Consider the following 19,115-nt stretch of genomic DNA (forward strand, 5'->3'; position numbering starts at 1 on the left):
AAAAGCATGGGAGTGGACAATTTGAATCTTGAAATGCAACAATTTAAGGCGGAATTTTTCAAAGCACTAGCACATCCATTGAGAATCCGCATTTTAGAACTCTTAGCAGAAGGGGATAAGAACGTTAATGAACTTCAAACCCTTGTTGGAAGTGAAGGCTCGGCTGTTTCACAGCAGCTAACGATCCTAAGAGCGAAGAACATTGTCTCTGGAACAAAAGAGGGTAATAAAGTTATCTATACATTAAAGGACCCGATGATTATCGAATTGTTGGCTGTTGCAAGACAAATTTTTAACAATCATCTCGTGGATACAATCACGATCTTAGACAAATTTAAAGAAGATGAAGAAGAACCAGCGATGCCGAAGAATTAAATTCTTCGGTTTTTTTATTTTTTATATAAAGATAGTAATAAACGGGTTATTGTTATTTTTTGGTAATTATCGGTAATTTGTAATAATTATAACCGCTTACAATTGGAAATATAGATTAATATTAATATGAATCTATTAAATAGAAAAAATAGGAAGGTGAATAAATATGTATGATTTGGTCTTGCTGCATCCCCCGACGGTCTATGATTTTCGAAAAGAGATGCTGTTTACTGGTCCAATCAGTGATGTTGTTCCGTCCTCTCCGGTATTTGAAATGTACCCGATTGGTTTAACAAGCATTGGTGATTATTTAGAGCGATTTGGCTTAAAAGTAAAAATCATCAATATTGCCAATCGAATGCTCTTAAATCCAAATTTTGACGTTGAAAAGAAAATTAGAAAAATAAAGACAAAAGCCTTCGGGATTGATCTTCACTGGCTTCCCCATGCCCACGGCAGTGTCGAACTGGCTAAAATTATCAAAAAACATCATCCAAACACGCCTGTATTGTTTGGGGGGCTGTCGAGTACCTATTTTCATAAAGAACTGATTGAATATCCTTGTATTGATTTTGTCGTCCGTGGTGACACAACCGAGAAGTTAATCCTGATGCTCCTCAATAAATTAGAATACAAAGACAATGATGTCTTTGATGATATTCCCAATCTTACCTGGAAAAAAGGAAATTCCTATTATTTTAACAAGATGACCTATGTTCCTGATAGTCTGGATGAATTCAATCTGCCAGGCTATCGTTACATTATCCGTTCCGTCTTTAAGTATTTTAACCTCCTAGATCCATTGCCCTACAAAGGGTGGCTGCAGTACCCAAATACAGCTATCTTAACTTCTAAAGGGTGTACGTACAATTGTTTAATTTGTGGCGGTTCGAAGGATGCCTATGAATTAAATTGTAATCGAAAAAAACTGGTGATGCGTTCACCAAAAAAAATGCTTGAAGATATTAGGTTGATCCAACGATTTACACGTGCTCCGATTTTTTTATTAAACGATATTAGACAGGGCGGTAAGGAATATGTCGATGAATTCTTAAGCGGTTTAGAAAAAATGAATTTAAAAAACGAAATAGTCTTTGAATTATTTAATTATGCAGATGAGGATTTTTTCAAACGATTAAATAAAGCAATGCCTAAATATAGTATCGAACTAACCCTTGAATCTGCTGATGAGGATATTCGAAGATATAATGGTAAGCTCCCATGCACGAATGCAAAGGTCATCGAGATGCTCAAATATGCTTTAAAACACGGCTGTGCAAAAATTGATTTATTCTTCATGACAGGAATTCCTCATCAAGACTACGACAGTGCGATGCGTAATGTGGATTTTTGTGAAATTATTCACAAAGAATGTGGGGAAAGTCAACAAATTTCCTATTTTGTTGCGCCGCTGTCCCCATTTCTTGATCCAGGCAGTCCTGCGTTTGAACATCCCGAAAAATATGGATATAAAAAATTCTGCCATCGTCTTGAGGATTTTCGTGAGGCAATGAAACAGCCTTCATGGAAAAACATGCTTAGTTACGAAACAAGTCACATGACAAGGGAGGATATCGTTAGGGCCACCTATGACTCTGCACTAAAATTGAATGAATTTAAATATAGAAATGAGATCATCGCAAAGGATGTTCATGATGAAGTGGCAATCAAAATCGGAAAATCTGTTGAATTCCTTAGGCGACTAGATGAAATTGCGCTCCTCCCAAATGAAAAACAAAAGCTTGAAATGGCAAAAATTAAGGAGGAAGTCGACAATATTAATCGACATAGTATTTGCGGGAAAAATGAATTGAAATGGGAGGTTAAAAAGCTGTTTGCAGATTTCCCATCGTTAACTTATATCGGTTTGGAATTACTAGTTAAGGATATTATTAAAGGAATCAAGTGCAGAGTTGGAAAAATTGACCGAAATATCAGGGTTATTCCAAGTTCGCAAAATAGTAACCTAAAAAAATAGCTTTGTTCATCGAAATAGCGTCATTAAAAACGCTTTCATCCTCATGAGTTTGTCTCTCGGAAGTTGATGTCGAAATGAGTCGAATATAACTTGAAAATGAGCTGGAAATGTAGAATTCTGTAGGTTTATCTTGCCCTGACTTTATTGACAGTCAAGCAAAAAGAATGCTAAAATTTAGTCAGCCGTTGCACGAGATTAGATTTATGTTACAAGCTTGTTCAAAGTTTTAACCGATGTTTGGATGAGGAAATGAAGGTAAAGCTATCACGTTGTAATTTGGTGAATTTACACATGGCTTACGTGTATAAGCCAATAGGAGGATTTTTTTTCATGAAAAACGGTAAAGTAAAATGGTTTAACTCAGAAAAAGGTTTTGGATTCATCGAAGCTGAAGATGGAAACGACGTATTCGTTCATTACTCTGCTATCCAAACAGAAGGTTTCAAAACTTTAGAAGAAGGTCAAGAAGTATCTTTCGAAGTTGTTGAGGGAGCTCGAGGACCACAAGCTGCTAACGTAACTAAAAAATAATATTGTAATCTATTATAACAGCCCGGACTTTTGTTCCGGGCTGTTTTTTGTATTTTAATAGTTACTCATAGACTAAGGGATAAAATACCCGATGTTCCAGTAAACAGCTAGCATTTCCAAGCTCATTTCTGACAGTATTTTGCTATAATAGTAGTATTGGAAAACGCAGAATAATAATTTGGGGTGAGCAAATGAAATTTATCCATACAGCTGATTGGCATTTAGGCAAGCTTGTCCATGGGATTTATATGACAGAGAATCAGCGCGAAGTACTTGAGCAATTTGTGACCGTAGTAGCCGAGGAAAAGCCGGATGCTGTTGTCATTGCAGGCGACTTATATGATCGTTCGGTACCACCGACAGATGCCGTGGAATTACTCGATGAGATTCTTTTTAGAATCAATGTTGAATTGAAAACACCCGTTGTAGCGATTGCAGGAAACCATGATAGTGCAGAAAGACTTTCATTCGGGAGTTCGTGGTATAAACACAGTCAATTTTATCTATCAGGAAAATTAACCCAAAGCTTTACTCCCGTCAGAATAAATGGTGTTAATTTTTATCTTGTTCCTTATGCAGAGCCAGGCGTCGTCCGGCAGCTGCTCGGGGATGATTCCATCCATTCCCATCAAGAGGCAATGAAAGCATTGATTGGTAAAATGGAAGAAACGCTTAATCCTAACGAGCCAAATGTTTTGGTGGGACATGCCTTTGTACTAGGAGGGCAAACGTCTGATTCAGAACGAATTTTATCTGTAGGGGGCTCAGGGTGTGTTGGGGCGGAATTGTTCGAACCCTTTTCATATACCGCTCTTGGTCATTTGCATAGTCCGGAAGCCATTAACCACCACAATGTGAAATATTCAGGATCCCTGTTAAAATATTCTTTCTCGGAAGCAAAGCAAAAAAAGTCGATTTCCATCATAGAAATGGACGATAAAGGGAATTTTACGCATCGATATCGCTCGCTTGCACCAAAACATGATATGCGTGAACTGGAAGGGCACTTAGAAGAACTACTTGACCCTTATTTTTATGAAAAAGAGACAGTCCATGATTATTTAAAAATCACTCTGCTTGATGAAGGAGCGTTAATTGATCCAATCAATAAATTGCGTCAGGTGTACCCAAATGTCCTTCATCTTGAACGGAAATTAGATCTGACTGATTTGAAGAAAAAACAATCGTTTACGTCGATTCGAAGTGAGAAAAAGTCAGAGATTGAGTTGTTTGAACAATTTTACACAGAAATGACGACCTCAGAATTTTCTCTGGATAAAAAAGCGGCTATGACAGAGGTAATCGAAAAAGTGCTAAGGGAGGAGAGACTGAAATGAAACCGTTAAAACTGACGATGCAAGCTTTCGGTCCTTATGCAGGATATGAAGAAATCGACTTTACCTCCCTAGGAAATCGCACGATGTTTGTTATTTCGGGGAAAACAGGGGCAGGAAAAACGACCATTTTTGATGCAATTAGCTATGCCATCTATGGAAAAGCGAGCGGTGAGGATCGTAATGGTCCCGATCTTCGCAGCCAGTTCGCCAAGGATGAGTTATTAACCGAGGTATCACTTGATTTTGCCCTTCGTGAAAAAGCATATTCCATTACTCGCTCACCGCAGCAGCTAAAGAAGAAAGATAAAGGTGACGGTTATACACAAATAGGTGCAAAAGCAGAGTTATATATATGGTCAGATGGCGAAAAGAAGCTGCTCGCTTCTAAAATCAATGATGTTGAAGAAAAGATTAAAGAAATTATGCTGATTGATGCGAATCAGTTCCGGCAAATATTAATGATTCCGCAAGGGGAATTCCGCAAGCTGCTTACTTCAGATAGTAAGGATAAAGAAGTGATATTACAGCGGTTGTTCCATACACAATTATACAAAATGGTCGAAGATAGACTGAAAGTTGAAGCAACAGACCTGAAAAAATCTGTTGAGGACCAGGTCCAAGCTCGAAATGAGCAGATTCGCCGTATTCAGGCACTAACGAATGAAGAACTCCGCGAATATATCGAAGCTGATAGTGTAAATGACACAATCATTATGCCGCTTTTACAGGCAGAAATTTCAGGTATGGGTGAGGTGTTAAACCAACTTACCCTCCATTTAAAAGAAAAGAATCGAGAACAAGACAAACTGAAGGGGCAGCTTTTTGAAGCAGAGGCGATTTTAAAACAACTGCAAACGAAAGAAGAATTGAAGCAACAAAAAACAAGACTTGTTTCGCAAGAAGAAGTGTTTATCGAGAAAGAAAAGCAGGTACATCGGGCCCAAAAAGCAGCTCTGTTAGCAAAGCAGGAAGAACTATGTCACCGGTTAAAGCGAGAATTAGATCAGCTTGAAGGAAATTTGAAGTCCATTCAAATGGAAATTGCCAAATTGGATGGACTCTTAAAAGAAAATGAACAACGGCTTCAGCAGGAACTGGAACGTGAGGGAGAACGTCAAGCAGCTCTCGAAGAACTAAATCGATTAGTTCATATGAGAGACGATGTTTATTCATTTTCTGCTTTATTAAAAGAAACGAGAAGCAAGGATACTGAATTAAAAGCAGCAAAGCAAAAGCAGGTTCAGTCTGAACAACTCCTTGGCCAACTTGAAACACAGTTAGGTGAATGGAAAACGAAAAAAGACGGGATTGAAAAAGGTAAGATTATCTACCTCGAGAATGAAGGGAAAATTGAAAAACTAAAAACGGAGCTGGATCGCTTTGAAAGATTAGAAATGCTGTTTGGTCGTCATCAAAAGGCAGAGGGAAATCTAAAATTGATCACCGCCCGTTATGAAAATACGGTTGCCCGATTTACTGATGCGAGGGTCTTAGTGGAACAACTAGAGAAAAAATGGATGCATGGGCAGGCTGCGATATTAGCGGCACAACTACAATCAGGTGAAGCCTGTCCTGTTTGCGGTTCAGAGCATCATCCCTCACCAGCGGTTGGGCAAGATGCTAGTCTGCCGACAGAAGATGAAATGAAGGCAGCCAAGGCTCAAGCGTCTAAATGGGAAAAAGAAAAGTCAACAGATGAAGCAGCCTTTTACCAAAGCCAGTCCTTTGTGGCAGCTCAAAAAGAAGCCGTTGAAGAAATGATTAGAGAAATACGTTTGTACCGTAGTGATTTTACTGCAGATCAATTAATTATTGCAAAAAGTGAGGCCATTACCGCTAAAAACCAGCTTGTTCATGCTCAAGAAAAGCTTACAGAACAGATTAAGATACTGGATAAAGTAAAAAGTGAAATTGAGAGAAGAGAAATTGAAAAAGTAAACCTACAAAAGTCTATTCAGCAGGTTTCCATGCTGATCAATGAATTAACAGTCCAATTCACTGAAAAGAAGACCAATCTATCGCGGATGATGAACAACATCCCTGAAAATCTACGTTCAGAAGTAGAGTACGAAAAAGCGCTGTTGGCTGCGAAAAACCGGCAGGAATTATTAGTTAAACAACTCGAAGATGCTCAGAAGCGCTTACAGAAAGTAAGAGAAAAACATTCAAATGAAACCGCAAGATTAGTAGATGCCGAGAAGCATTATGAAAGTAAAAAACATGAACTTGCCTTGGAAAAAGAAATCTTTGTAAATAAATTAACTGAGCAGGGCTTTGAAAAATACGGAGCCTATGCCGAATCTAAACGGTCTGAAGCGGAAATCCGCAGTCTAGAAACAGAGATCCGCAGTTACCGTGAAGAATTACGCTCCGTTTCGGATCGGTTGAAAGAACTAACGGATCTTCTAATTGACGTGAAAACACCTGATGTTGAGGGAATGAAGCTCGAGTTAGAGAAATTAACAAACGAAATTGAATCGCTTAATCATCAACACACGAATTTATTTGTTAAAAAGCGTGACAACGAAGAGATTTACAGCCGCGTGGAAAGCTTGAATGAACAAATGAAGGTACTTGAAGAACGCTATAAGTTAATTGGTCATCTTTATGAAATCGCTAAAGGACAAAATAATTTCCGAATTACCTTTGAACGGTATGTACTAGCGGCATTCCTCGATGATATTTTGCGAGAAGCAAATGGCCGCTTACGTAAAATGACTTCGGGTCGTTTTCAATTGCTGCGAAAAACAGACCGCTCGAAAGGAAATGCTCAAAGTGGCCTAGAATTACTCGTGTTTGATCAATATACGGGCCAGGAACGGCATGTAAAAACACTATCGGGCGGGGAAAGCTTTAAAGCCTCACTCTCACTTGCACTGGGTTTGGCGGATGTCGTTCAAAATTATGCCGGTGGGGTATCGCTGGAAACGATGTTTATCGACGAAGGCTTTGGTACACTAGACCCTGAGTCACTTGAACAAGCAATTGAAGCCTTAATGGATATCCAAAGCAGCGGCCGCTTAGTTGGCATCATTTCTCACGTTCCGGAACTGAAGGAACGAATCGATGTCAGACTAGAAGTCATGGCGGACCAGACGGGAAGCAGAACGGAATTTGTGTTTACGAATTAAGGTATTGGTTGGCAGTCATTAAAATAGCAAAGAAGCGGGGTATAGGGTGTGGTTATTTTGCCCTGGAGGATGAAAAAAGTGTTGAACGGTAAGAAAGAGCGCCTCTTTTTGACCCTGGAGGATGAAAAAAGCGTTGGGCGGTCAAAAAGAGGGCCTCTTTTTGACCCTGAAGGATGAAAAAAGCGTTGAACGGTAAGAAAGAGCGCCTCTTTTTGACCCCGGGGGATGAAAAAAGCCTTGAACGGTAAAAAAGACCGCTTATCATCCGGAAAGACGAACAGCAGTGGATTTCATTAACCTGAAATCACACTGCTGTTTGTGTTTTTTTCAAATTTTACTCTATAAAGGTTTAAAATTGGGAAAAGGGTGCCCAGCTTCGGCCAGTGTTGAAAGGCTTGTTAACTCGGCTAACGAACCAATCTTATCCCAAACGGCCATGACAGCATCAGATTGATGTGCCTTTTCAATTGCCTCCGTTGACTTCCACTCAGCGATCTCGATGATTGTTCCATCCTCTGCTTGAAGTGTTAATAATTCTCGACTAGTAATTAACTCTTGCTCGCGAAGTGTTGGGATATGTATTTTAAGGAGTTCTTTTAATTCCTCTTCTTTTCCTGGTTTTGGGCGATAGAGCGCCATGAACACTAATGATGACATATTCTCACCTCCTTTAATAACATCATCATACTCATGATAATTCTTTAGCAATGGCGCGTCCAGCTTGCCTTCCTGTAAACAAACAGCCGCCGACAAAGGTTCCTTCCAACGAGCGGTAACCATGGATTCCACCGCCGCCAAACCCTGATACTTCTCCAGCTGCGTATAGCCCTGGAACGGGATTCCCTGAAATATCAAGGACTCTTCCGGATAAATCAGTCTGTAGTCCGCCCAGTGTTTTCCGGCTGACAATGTTTAAGCGAACTGCGACTAATGGTCCCATTTTTGGATCAAGAATTCGATGGGGCGATGCCACTCTAATTAGTTTGTCCCCCAGATAATTTCTGGCTCCACGCATCGCTGTAATTTGGAGATCCTTTGTGAATTTATTTTCGATTTCCCGATCTCTTGCAAGTATCAGCCGTTCAATGTTATTGAATGATAACAGGTTATTACCGGATAGTTTGTTCATTCCTTCTACCAACTCTGGCAGTGTATTTGCAATCACAAAATCCTCGCCTTTATCCATAAATGCTTTAACCGGTGCAGTAGGGCCCGGTAAGACACGAGCCAACACTTTTTTGATACTCTTTTCTGTTAAATCTGGATTTTGCTCGGAACCGGATAAGGCAAATTCTTTTTCAATTATTTTTTGAGTTAATATGAACCATGAATAGTCATAACCTGACTTCATAATAGCCTCAAGGGTTCCTAACGTGTCAAACCCTGGAAAGTTTGGCGCAGGAAAGCGCTGTCCTTGGGCATCAAGCCAAAGGGAAGAGGGACCAGGCAGGATTCGAATCCCATGCTTTGGCCAGACGGGATCCCAGTTTTTAATTCCTTCGGTATAATGCCACATTCGGTCGCGATTGACGATTCGTCCGCCAACTTTCTCCGTAATCCCAAGCATTCTTCCGTCCACATGCTCTGGTACCCCAGAGATCATATATTGAGGGGCTTTTCCAAGCCGTTCAGGCCAATTCTTTCTAATTAGCTCATGGTTTCCGCCGATCCCCCCGCTAGTTACCGCAACTGCTGATGAATGAAACTCAAACACGCCAATGACCTCTCGGGAGCTTGCTTCCCCGCGGGCAGCAGAACTTGGAACGAGGATATCCCCTCGAACACCAACGATCGCACCATTTTCCTTCATTAATTCATTTACGCGATGGCGGGGACGATAATCGACCAGTCCAATCTTCATCGCTTTTCGAACTCGATCCTCAAATGGCTTAACGAGACCGGGACCTGTCCCCCAAACAATGTGGAAACGGGGGACTGAATTGCCATGGCCTTCAGCCGTATAGCCGCCACGCTCTGCCCAGCCGACAACTGGAAAAAAACGAACCCCCATCCCAGCTAGCCACTGACGTTTTTCTCCTGCGGCAAAGTCCACATAAGCCTCAGCCCATTTTTTCCCCCAATAATCTTCATCTTCTTCACGATCAAACCCTGCTGACCCGAGCCAGTCCTGCCAGGCAAGCTCACGCGAATCCTTTATCCCCATTCGTCTTTGTTCAGGTGAATCGATAAGAAATAATCCGCCAAACGACCACCATGCTTGGCCACCTAGCGAGGCTTCAGGTTCTTGGTCTAAAAGGAGTACTTTCTTACCCGCATCGGCAAGCTCTGCTGTAGCTACTAAACCTGCTAGGCCAGCACCAACCACAATCACTTCATAGTTCAATTTAATCCTCCTCTATAATTAAGACCTCACTAGAATAGAAATATCTTGAATTGTCTGAAAAGTAAGTATAAGTATATCATATTATAAATGGAAAATAATTTGTAAAATGTTTTATCACGGTTTGGGTTTTTTATTTTTCTATCATTATGACTATTTTAAATTATTGGGTTGTTATATCATATTATTAAATATAGAGAGGAAGGTAATCCATTGATTAAAATGATTGATTTACAAAATAAAAATATAGTAGCGGAGCTGTTTGCACTCCAAAAGGCCTCTTACCTCGTTGAAGCAAATTTAATTAATTTTTTTGAAATCCCGCCTTTAGTAGAAACAATCAATGAATTAAGAGAATGTGAGGAGTCATTTATCGGTTATTTTGGAGACAGTGAACTAGCTGGCGCTCTTTCCTTTACCATTGATGAGGGCGGGTTAACGATTTGCCGCATGGTTGTCCATCCGAACCATTTCCGAAAAGGGATCGCGCAAAGGTTACTAACTGAAGTGGAGGAGAGTCATCGGGGAGTAACTGTTTTTAGAGTGACAACTGGAAAAGAAAATCTCCCTGCTAAAAATTTATATTTGAAGAATGGCTATGAATTAATGGGCGACATGGAGGTTGCCCCTGGATTGTTTATTAGTAATTTTGAAAAAAGAAAGTTGGAAAAATAATGACAACAGCGACAACGACCTTTACACAAGCGTAGCGGGAAGTTATTTTAGAAAGGTAATGGTGACCGACAAAGTAGTTTTTTATCATATAAGGTAACCATAGACTCCTATGGTTACCTCAGCATTGAGTATTTTGGAAGAACGGTAACCATACGAACTCAATGGTTACCGCAGCAGTTGTTTTTGAGTAAAAACGGTAACCATACGCATCCATAGAGCCTGTTCATACTAAATGTTTATTAGATTAAGAAATCAAACCTCCAAATGAATTGACCTTTTACTTTCATCGGTCCTCTCATAATATTTTCTTCTTATATCTCATGATTCCAAAAAAAATCTAAAATAATAAATTAATGAACGAATTATTTCTATTTTATGAATATGTGGGTAAAGATAATTGGTAAGAATGGTTAAGAATAGAAGAGGAGATTTTATGATAGTTACCTTTTATTTCACGTTAAGCTGGATGATGACAGGGTTTCTTACCTTTAATCGAAAAGAATCCAGGGGATCAAGGGAGGAAATTCTATTTCTTGTCCTACTGACCTGCCTTATTAACACACACACATATCTAGGATTATTTGAAACATTTAAGTGGATAAAAACAGCAACAACTCCAAAATTATATTTAGCATTTCTCTTGTTTCGAAGTGCCTTTATACCAGTTTTTGTATCCTATCTTACCTTGCACATTGTTAACAACACGTGGAAAAAGCAAATATTACTCTTTTTACTCTATCTTCTAGTTATTATTGGAACTGATAAAATTAATGTTTATAGTGATTTATATACTTTTAAGCATTGGAATCACATGTCTACGATTATTTATTATCTTCTTTATTTGGCTTTGGTAGTGATTGCCTTTAAGTGGTTTCAGGGATTGAAAATTCCGGAGGTGAAAAACGCGAATGAAGTTGGTAGAAAATAATTTTGGACTAAATGATTATTTTGTGATTTTTGCGGTGATTCTCTCATGGGGTATTTATTTACTTTTGCCAAAAGTATTTTCAAAACAAATGACGATTCTCATTTTTTTATACAGCCTGACAACAGCAGGTCTCTTTGATAACTCAGTTGGAGCTCCGCCGTTCGACTATTACGATATTATGGATGGTCCTGCTTATACAGTAATGGATGTTGTCGTTTATTTTCTTTATCCACCATTTTCCTACCTTTTTCTCTTTCTTTATAAAAAGTTTCAAATCCAAGACAGCTACTTAGTGTTTTTTATTATAAGTTTCACTGCCTTAGCCATAGGCGTCGAGTGGGTCAACCATAAAATGGGGGTTTTTCATTATAAAAATGGTAACAGCATCATCTATTCGGTTTGTGCCTATCTTTTTATTCAATCTTTATTAGTGGTGTTGTATCGTTTCTTACTTGTAAATAATGCGGATGAAATGAAAAAAACCAGATGAATTCTGGTTTTTGTTAGTTAATAGGGTTTTTCACAAGATACCGTTTAAGTTCCTTCAAACTGGTTGATTGATGTACCATTCCATTATTATCAAAAAGAAGATAAGCAGATTTATTTTCGATTGGCAGTTTTGGATAAACTTTTTCGACCGTAGCGATGTTTGGCAAACTTAAAATATTCGTAACATCTTTAATAATGGTTTGGTCCTCTTCAATCGGAGATTGGTCTTCATTTTCCCCAATGACGAGTACAGAGTAGGATTTATTGTTCTCAGCTAATAAATTCTGATATGGAAAATTGCTGTCTTTCTTCGATTCAACTGTCTGTTGGGGCTTTTCAGCTGTAGTTTTACTTTCATGGACTTTTTTTGGTTCACTGTTTTGACAGGCGGATAACAAGAGTATTCCTGCGATGATTGGCAACACCAATTTCTTCATTTGCAATCTTCCTTTGTTGTTTATATATTCTACCTAGTAACATAGCATATTTAAGAAACCAATGGGCGACATGAATGTGGAGATATCTTGAAAAGATGTCGTAAAATCTTCTCTTGAACAATAGAGCCAGAATCGATACAGTAGAAGGGAAGAATGATAAAGTAGGTGGCAACCTTGGAAAAAAGATATTTTACAATTGGGATGGCAGGGCACATCGATCACGGGAAAACTTCACTAACTAAAGCTTTAACCAATGTAGATACGGACCGTTTAAAAGAAGAGAAGGAGCGTCAAATTTCTATTGAGCTCGGGTTCGCTCCATTATATGAAGATAATGAAATACAAATTTCGGTCATAGATGTTCCAGGACATGAACGGTTTATCAGGCAAATGATCGCAGGTGTCGCAGGAATTGATTTAGTTGTACTCGTTGTTGCAGCAGACGAAGGGGTGATGCCGCAAACGAGGGAGCACTTAGATATCTTGAAGTTTTTAGGAGTGAAAAATGGTTTAGTAGCTATATCTAAAATTGATCGAGTGGATGAAGAATTTATCGAATTGGTTAAAGATGATATCTTAGAGGAACTTTCTGGTACGGTATTCGAGGAAGCACCATTTGTTTTAATAGACAGTCTTTCTAAAAAAGGCATCGATGAGATGAAAGAATTAATTATTAGGATGTTAAAGGAACAAGAAATGCGTGATGCCAAAGGTGCTTTTCGACTCCCGATTGACCAGGTTTTCACTGTTAAGGGACAAGGTACGGTTGTTCGTGGAACGGTCTATGAAGGAACGGTTGAAGAGGGCCAAACGCTAAAAATCATGCCTAAAGGGGTGGAGGTTCGAGCGCGGCAGATTCAGGTCCATCATACCCCTGCTGTGAAGGCCTATGCAGGACAACGCACGGCGATTAATCTTTCAGGTGTTTCGAAGGAAGAGGTAGAAAGGGGAGATGTGCTTGTCTCATCTGAACATTTCCTCGTTACAAAGACGCTCGATGTCGCTATTCGGGTTGTTGAAGACCTTGAACATATGGTCAAACAGCGGATGCCGATTAAGCTCCATATTGGAACGGCAGAGGTTATGGGTCGAATTGTCTTTTTTGATCGCAATGAAATCCAAGAGGAAAATGGGGAAATTCTTTGTCAACTCCGGCTTGAGGAAGAAATTCTGACCAAACGGGGTGACCGTTTTATTCTCCGTCGTCCGAGTCCACAAGAAACGATTGGCGGAGGCTGGGTGATTGACCCGCGCGGTAACAAATATCGCTTTGGCAATCAGACGATTGAAGACCTTGAAAAGAAAAAAGTCGGGTCACCTAAGGAGCGGATTACCGCTGCATTAATGGAAGCAAAGTGCTTGCCGCTGAATGAATTAATCAAACGGACTTCATTAGATGAAGCGACCTTGACTGAGCAATTAGCGGAGGAAGAATTTGTCTTATTTGATGGAAAAGAATACACACTACAATTGTTAATTGATTCGATCGAGGAAGATATCTTTGACCGATTACAGGATTTTCATTTGCTTCAATCGATGAAAATAGGCATCAATAAAGCGGAACTTTTGCAAACCATGCAAAAAAGAGTACCTAAACAATTATTGGATTTTGTTGTTGAGAATGGAATTGCCAATCAGATCTTTAAGAGAAGAGGGCAGTTTGTTTCATTGGCAAGTTTTGTCCCTCATGTACCTAAAAACTGGGAAAAGCGGTCAGAAAATCTAATTAATGAATTGAAAAAAGATGGACTAAAGGTTCGGTACTTAAAAGATTATTTTTCCGATGCCGGCATACCTGAAAATCTGGTTCCTGACTTACGACGCTTTCTAGAAGAGGAGGAACTTCTTGTTCAGTTAGATGACCAATTTGCCTATCATGGGGAAGTGTTTAAGCAAGCTGTCGACAAACTCCGTACCCAAACTGGATCAGAATTTGACGTTGGAGATGCGAAGGATATCCTTGGACTGTCACGAAAATATATGATTCCGTTTTTAGAAAAATTGGATACCATCGGCCTGACAAAGCGTGTAGAAAATAAGCGAGTTTGGAAGAAGTAAATGAAGGAAGCCTCTTTTCCCATAAAGGAAAAGAGGCTTTTTGTTCTTATGATAAAAACTCTGCAGGATTAAGACCAAGCTCGCGGCAAATATCACTAACCATTTGTTTTTCATTGTTATCGAAATTTCCATCTGCATAGCCGATTGCGATGCAATAACGTGCGACAAGACGAGCAATTTCGGGCTTGGTTCTTATTTTTCCAAGGGCACGGAAGGCTTCTGCACGACCCATCATCCGGTCATTTTCTATTCTAGAAACAAACAGATTAAACTTTTGAATTACCTTATTTGTATCAAACACTCGTAATTCTTCACTTTGATGGACGAACTCCATCATTTTCTGACGTTCAGATGCATCGAGGTATCCGTCTGCCATCGCCACTAAAGCACAGGCGGCAACCACGGCTTCAAGTACATCCTGACTTTTATAACGATTAAACAGTTCCTGTGCTTTTCTTTTTTGATTGTTTGCCCACTCTGCATAATCGGTTTGCGAAGGAGACCAGTTGTTTCCACAACTATTGCAGGAAAATTTCAGCTGATTTTTCCCAATAAAACCGCCAAGTAAGCCAACTGGACCCAGGATTAATCCGCCGATTGCTGCTTTACCAAGACCGAATCCTTTTTTACCTGTCCTGACATTCGACGAATGGCAGCGCGGGCAAATGATATCATCTCCGCCATAGGCTTGGTGCGAATTAGCTGTTGCTGGATAAGATTGTGTTGGATATCCATAGGCAGGCGGCTGTTGATAAGATGATTCAGGCTGAAGATGATTGGAATGCTGATTATTAAAAGGGTTTGACTGATTTTGTTGGTATGGATTACTCTGCTGATAGCCCTGATTAAAACTTTGACTTTGTTGATAAATTGACGGCTGAGACGGTGGTGGTGTTGTCATTCCCGCCGGAGGGTCATCAACCGCTATCCCGAAGTTCCTGCAAAGTGCGGCCAAGCCTCCTTGGAAGCCACTAGCAATCGCATTAAATTTCCACTCACCGTTGTGGCGATACAATTCAGCCGCAACAATTGCAGTTTCTACGGTAAAATCTCTTCCAAGATTAAATTTCAACAATTCCTCATTTGTTTCTTCGTTAAAAATCCGCACGTAAGAATCGGAAATTTGTCCGAAATTTTGACGTTTTGCCTGTGCGTCATGGATGGTGATGGTAAAGGCCACACGGTGAATGTGAGAAGGTACCCGGGTTAAATCAATTCTGATTTGTTCATCATCTTGTGCTCCTGCACCAGTACGATTATCACCGCTATAGATAATCGATCCATTTCCGCCTGAAGGATTATTGTAAAACACAAAATCCTGATCACTGTTTACTATTCCGGCTTCCCCTAATAAAAAAGCAGAAGCATCTAAATCAAAATTAGCGCCTTGCTGATTGATATTCCAGCCTAACCCTACAACCACGTTTTGCAGTCCGGGGTGAGATTTGGTTAAATCTACTTTTTGTCCTTTACTAAGTGTAACACCCAATTTTTTCACTCCTCATCGATTCTTTGCTTATGTACATTATAATATATTTTAAAGAAAGGGAAAATTTTCAAAACAGACCTAGATTCCTCTAGGCTTATACAACTATATATGTACGAATCGAAAGGGAAAAAGTTTCAAAATCATTTGAAGTAAACCAATCTGCATAAAAAAACACGCTGACCCAAAAGATCAGCGTAACTGTACTAGTCGATATGACTTATCGTATCTTTATTTTTTATAAAAGGCCACCAGTTGGCTTCTCCGAAGGTTTTGACCATTACAGGTACAAACAATGGAAGGACAACCAGGGAGTACAAGGCCAATCCGATTAATAGAATCGTAGCGATTTCAAGCAAGGACAATACTCCAGAAGGCATCATTGCCGCAAAGGTACCTCCTAAGATGATGGCTGCTGAAATGATAACCGTACCCATTTTTTTCATGGATAAAAGAATTGCTTTTTCAACGGGCATGTTTCGATATTCGTTGAAGCGGTCCATTAAGAAAATACTGTAGTCAATCCCTAAAGCTACTAATATAACAAAGGCGAAGAAGGGAACCGCCCAACTTATTCCGGAATATCCTAATATATTAACAAAGATTTTTTCTGAAATGGCCATCGAAGTATAATAAGTTAAGACTAAAGAGCCAATCAGATAAAGTGGCATAATAAGCGAACGTAAAAGGATAACCAAGATAATACTAATTCCGATAAGCATTAAGACAACGGTTCTTGAATAATCCGCTTTTGAAATTGAATCAAGGTCGTTATGCATACTGGACACACCGCCAACTGCCACCTGAGCATTCTCGAGTTTGGTGTCCTTAATGACGCGTTTAACGGCCTGCTTAATTTCAGGAACACGGTCAATCGCCTCATTGGAATATGGATTTTTACTAAAGATGACATCTAGTGTCATAACTTTTCTATCTTTTGACAGATACGCATCGAGTGCTTGCTCAAAATCTTTACTATCAAGGACGTCCTGTGGAATATAAAATCCATTTTGCTTCTGCTTGGATACTTCCGATAAGTAATCTTGGGCAGTATTCAGGCCATCTGAAACTTGATTTAACCCATCAGCACTTTTGGTTAAACCATCTGAAAGCTGCGTAATTTGACTACCCATATCTTGAAAGCCAGTTAGAAGCTGTTTTTGACCGTCATTTATTCCTGATAGTCCACCGGTAAATTGGGGAAGTCCGGCAATGACTTTTCCTTGGCCTGTAGCTAGCTTATCTAACCCCGTTTCAAGGTCGGAAATCCCTTTGATAAGACCTTCTATTCCGGTAATCAGGGCTTTTTGGCCATCTATAATTTCTACATATTTACTATTGGCAAACTTTATTCCTTCTTGGGCACTCTTAAGACCGGAATTTAATTGCTGCATTCCTCCGGCCAACTCTTTTGTTGCCGTTTGCGAGCCTTGAACCGTCATTTTAATAGCTTGAAAGTTTTGATTTTGACCGATATCACTGTATTGTTTTTCAAGATTAGCAAAATACTGATTCGTGGCGGTTAGGGTCCCGTTTAATGTGGTCAAGCCAGTTGCAATTTTTTCATATTGCTTATTAAGTGTAGCTAAACCGGAATTAGCCTTTTGATAGCCTGCAAGCAATTGTTTGCTTCCGGCGAGTACCTCTTCAGATTTTGTCTTAACTAGGGTCAAGCCCTCTTTTATTTGTCTAGAACCAGCAGAACCTGATTTAAGACCCTTCTCAATTTGTGAGAGTCCGCCTTGAATGTCTCCCATCCCTGTTTTTAGTTTATTAGTTCCAGTAATTAACTGGCTAATTCCGTCGGTGGCTTCTTGCATTTTCGGCTGATTAGCAGCCATTTGGGAGCCTGCTTCTTCGAGGCCATTGCTAATTTTTTTAATACCATCATTGCCTTTCCCCAGTCCGTCACCAAGACTTGCCACCTGTTTAGACAGGTACAAATCGTCAAGTGTTTTCCCAGTTGGTCTGGTAACCGAACGAACCGTATCAACATCGTTGACGCGGGCGAGTTCTTGACTTACTTTTTCAGTAATCGCAATATATTCGGAAGTATTCATTTGATCATCGTTTTTAATGACAATTTGGGTTGGCATCGATTCACCGGGACCAAATGACTCAGAAATGATATTAAAACCTTTAATTGAAGCGAAGTCATCGCTGATTTCTTCCAGTGAATTAAACGATAATTGATCCTTAAAGGTAAATAAGAAGGGAACCGAAATAATTCCGACAATAATAAAAGCAATTAGTGGACGGACTAATGCGAATTTACCAACATATCCCCAAAATTTACTTTCACTGTGTTCAAGTTTCCCCTTGGATGGCCAAAATAGTTTTTTGCCAAGAACAGCCATAAAGAAGGGAACGACTGTGACAAGGGCAATCAAAAGGATTGCGACACCAACAGCAACTGCCGCGGCTGATTGATAGAGCTTAAAGGTTGAAAAACCAATCGAAGCAAACCCAATCATAACAGCAACGCCGCTAAAGAAAACAGTTTTTCCGGCGGTGCGATAGGTTTCGACAATCGCTTCGGTGACACTCTCATTTTTTGCCATTTCTTCTTTAAAACGACTAAGCAGTAAAATACAATAATCTGTTCCAATCCCAAATAGGACCGCGACTAGGAAGATTTGCGTAAAGGTCGAGAGTGGAAAATTTACCTTATCGACTAATAACGATACAATTGATTGAGCTGTAAGATAACTGAATCCCACCGTGACCAATGGAATAATTGGTGCGATGGCTGAACGAAATACGAGGAGGAGAACAATGAGAATGAACCCAACCGTAATCCCCTCCGTTTTTTTCAAGCCTTCTTGTGAATTGGTGACGAGGTCATCACTGATGACCCAATTTCCTGTATAGTAATGGTCTAGTTTTACATCATTAATTTCTTTATACAAAGCATCTGAAATTTCTTTCGCTTCCCGTTTTTTTACATCGACTTTAACGGATACAAGTATGGTTTTACCATCCTTTGATACGAGCTGATCTTTTAGCTCTGCGTTATTAAAATGGGTTAATATTTCGGAAATTCCGAGTTTTTCCTTGTTTTGTTCAAGCTGATTAACAGCCTTTTCGGCACTTGTTAAATCTGTCTTTGTTAACTTTTTTTCGCTATGAAAAACAAGCGCGGTTTGTAAATTACTGCCGCTGTTCTCATTTGATTGTACATCCTTAAGTATTTTTTCAGCAATGGTTGAAGAGTATCCCTCTGGAACAGTAATTTGGCCTTTCTCTCGGACCAATGCTTCCATATTAGGAGCTACCATAAATAGTGCGCTGATCACGAGGAACCACGCAACTAAAATAACCCATTTTGCTTTAATAATTGCCCTCACTG

General features: G+C 39.6%; 14 protein-coding genes. 9 read left to right on the top strand and 5 right to left on the bottom strand.

Going from position 1 to position 19,115, the window contains the following annotated elements; genetic code table 11:
• The first annotated feature begins 21 nt into the window (after positions 1-21).
• From V7121_RS06805 to V7121_RS06825, 5 genes are all read left to right on the top strand, one after another.
• A complete protein-coding gene (locus V7121_RS06805; RefSeq protein ID WP_335495084.1) occupies positions 22-375 on the top strand; it encodes an ArsR/SmtB family transcription factor in 354 nt (117 codons plus the stop codon).
• A 166-nt stretch (positions 376-541) separates the two neighbouring features.
• Positions 542-2,353, top strand: coding sequence for a TIGR04190 family B12-binding domain/radical SAM domain protein (locus tag V7121_RS06810; protein ID WP_335495082.1), 1,812 nt, complete (start codon positions 542-544; stop codon positions 2,351-2,353).
• 330 nt (positions 2,354-2,683) lie between these two features.
• Positions 2,684-2,884 carry a cold-shock protein gene (locus V7121_RS06815; RefSeq protein WP_007083969.1) on the top strand — a complete coding sequence of 67 codons (201 nt, stop codon included), beginning with the start codon at positions 2,684-2,686 and terminating at the stop codon, positions 2,882-2,884.
• A gap of 191 nt (positions 2,885-3,075) precedes the next feature.
• Positions 3,076-4,221, top strand: coding sequence for an exonuclease SbcCD subunit D (locus V7121_RS06820; RefSeq protein WP_335546113.1), 1,146 nt, complete (start codon positions 3,076-3,078; stop codon positions 4,219-4,221).
• The gene (locus tag V7121_RS06825; RefSeq protein ID WP_335546115.1) at positions 4,218-7,352 is read left to right on the top strand and encodes an SMC family ATPase; all 3,135 of its coding nucleotides are present in this window, start codon (positions 4,218-4,220) and stop codon (positions 7,350-7,352) included. The genes V7121_RS06820 and V7121_RS06825 overlap by 4 nt, the downstream gene beginning before the upstream one ends.
• A gap of 339 nt (positions 7,353-7,691) precedes the next feature.
• On the opposite strand, the gene V7121_RS06830 is transcribed toward V7121_RS06825, so the two are convergent.
• Together V7121_RS06830 and V7121_RS06835 are read right to left on the bottom strand one after the other, a co-directional pair.
• Positions 7,692-8,009, bottom strand: coding sequence for an antibiotic biosynthesis monooxygenase (locus tag V7121_RS06830; RefSeq protein ID WP_335495077.1), 318 nt, complete (start codon positions 8,007-8,009; stop codon positions 7,692-7,694).
• Positions 8,010-8,040: 31 nt separating this feature from the next.
• Positions 8,041-9,696: an FAD-binding dehydrogenase gene (locus V7121_RS06835; RefSeq protein WP_335546117.1), complete on the bottom strand. Its 1,656-nt coding sequence runs from the start codon at positions 9,694-9,696 to the stop codon at positions 8,041-8,043.
• 219 nt (positions 9,697-9,915) lie between these two features.
• On the opposite strand from V7121_RS06835, the gene V7121_RS06840 reads away from it, so the two are divergent.
• The 3 genes from V7121_RS06840 to V7121_RS06850 all read left to right on the top strand — a co-directional run bounded on the left by V7121_RS06840 (position 9,916) and on the right by V7121_RS06850 (position 11,786).
• Positions 9,916-10,368, top strand: a complete 453-nt coding sequence (locus V7121_RS06840; protein WP_335546164.1) for a GNAT family N-acetyltransferase — start codon at positions 9,916-9,918, stop codon at positions 10,366-10,368.
• 433 nt (positions 10,369-10,801) lie between these two features.
• Positions 10,802-11,296: a hypothetical protein gene (locus V7121_RS06845; RefSeq protein WP_335495071.1), complete on the top strand. Its 495-nt coding sequence runs from the start codon at positions 10,802-10,804 to the stop codon at positions 11,294-11,296.
• Positions 11,277-11,786, top strand: coding sequence for a hypothetical protein (locus V7121_RS06850; protein WP_335495070.1), 510 nt, complete (start codon positions 11,277-11,279; stop codon positions 11,784-11,786). The genes V7121_RS06845 and V7121_RS06850 overlap by 20 nt, the downstream gene beginning before the upstream one ends.
• A gap of 13 nt (positions 11,787-11,799) precedes the next feature.
• Here the strand turns inward: V7121_RS06850 and V7121_RS06855 are convergent, their stop codons facing one another.
• Positions 11,800-12,222 (bottom strand): hypothetical protein, encoded by a 423-nt coding sequence (locus tag V7121_RS06855; protein WP_335546118.1) that lies wholly within the window; start codon positions 12,220-12,222, stop codon positions 11,800-11,802.
• Positions 12,223-12,396: 174 nt separating this feature from the next.
• On the opposite strand from V7121_RS06855, the gene selB reads away from it, so the two are divergent.
• Positions 12,397-14,280 (top strand): selenocysteine-specific translation elongation factor, encoded by a 1,884-nt coding sequence (gene selB / locus V7121_RS06860; RefSeq protein WP_335546120.1) that lies wholly within the window; start codon positions 12,397-12,399, stop codon positions 14,278-14,280.
• Positions 14,281-14,326: 46 nt separating this feature from the next.
• On the opposite strand, the gene V7121_RS06865 is transcribed toward selB, so the two are convergent.
• Positions 14,327-15,769, bottom strand: coding sequence for a TerD family protein (locus V7121_RS06865; protein ID WP_335546123.1), 1,443 nt, complete (start codon positions 15,767-15,769; stop codon positions 14,327-14,329).
• A 203-nt stretch (positions 15,770-15,972) separates the two neighbouring features.
• Positions 15,973-19,113 (bottom strand): MMPL family transporter, encoded by a 3,141-nt coding sequence (locus V7121_RS06870; RefSeq protein WP_335546125.1) that lies wholly within the window; start codon positions 19,111-19,113, stop codon positions 15,973-15,975.
• Positions 19,114-19,115: the final 2 nt, after the last annotated feature.

The organism is Neobacillus drentensis (assembly GCF_036962125.1).
In the GTDB taxonomy this organism is placed as follows: domain Bacteria; phylum Bacillota; class Bacilli; order Bacillales; family Cytobacillaceae; genus Neobacillus; species Neobacillus drentensis_B.

What these genes read in the sequence shown, in the direction of transcription:
- V7121_RS06815 (WP_007083969.1), top strand. Translation starts at nt 2,684, where the DNA reads ATGAAAAACGGTAAAGTAAAATGGTTTAACTCAGAAAAAGGTTTTGGA.
- V7121_RS06840 (WP_335546164.1), top strand. Translation starts at nt 9,916, where the DNA reads ATGATTGATTTACAAAATAAAAATATAGTAGCGGAGCTGTTTGCACTC.
- V7121_RS06810 (WP_335495082.1), top strand. Translation starts at nt 542, where the DNA reads ATGTATGATTTGGTCTTGCTGCATCCCCCGACGGTCTATGATTTTCGA.
- V7121_RS06820 (WP_335546113.1), top strand. Translation starts at nt 3,076, where the DNA reads ATGAAATTTATCCATACAGCTGATTGGCATTTAGGCAAGCTTGTCCAT.
- V7121_RS06825 (WP_335546115.1), top strand. Translation starts at nt 4,218, where the DNA reads ATGAAACCGTTAAAACTGACGATGCAAGCTTTCGGTCCTTATGCAGGA.
- V7121_RS06845 (WP_335495071.1), top strand. Translation starts at nt 10,802, where the DNA reads ATGATAGTTACCTTTTATTTCACGTTAAGCTGGATGATGACAGGGTTT.
- V7121_RS06830 (WP_335495077.1), bottom strand. Translation starts at nt 8,009, where the DNA reads ATGTCATCATTAGTGTTCATGGCGCTCTATCGCCCAAAACCAGGAAAA.
- V7121_RS06855 (WP_335546118.1), bottom strand. Translation starts at nt 12,222, where the DNA reads ATGAAGAAATTGGTGTTGCCAATCATCGCAGGAATACTCTTGTTATCC.
- V7121_RS06850 (WP_335495070.1), top strand. Translation starts at nt 11,277, where the DNA reads ATGAAGTTGGTAGAAAATAATTTTGGACTAAATGATTATTTTGTGATT.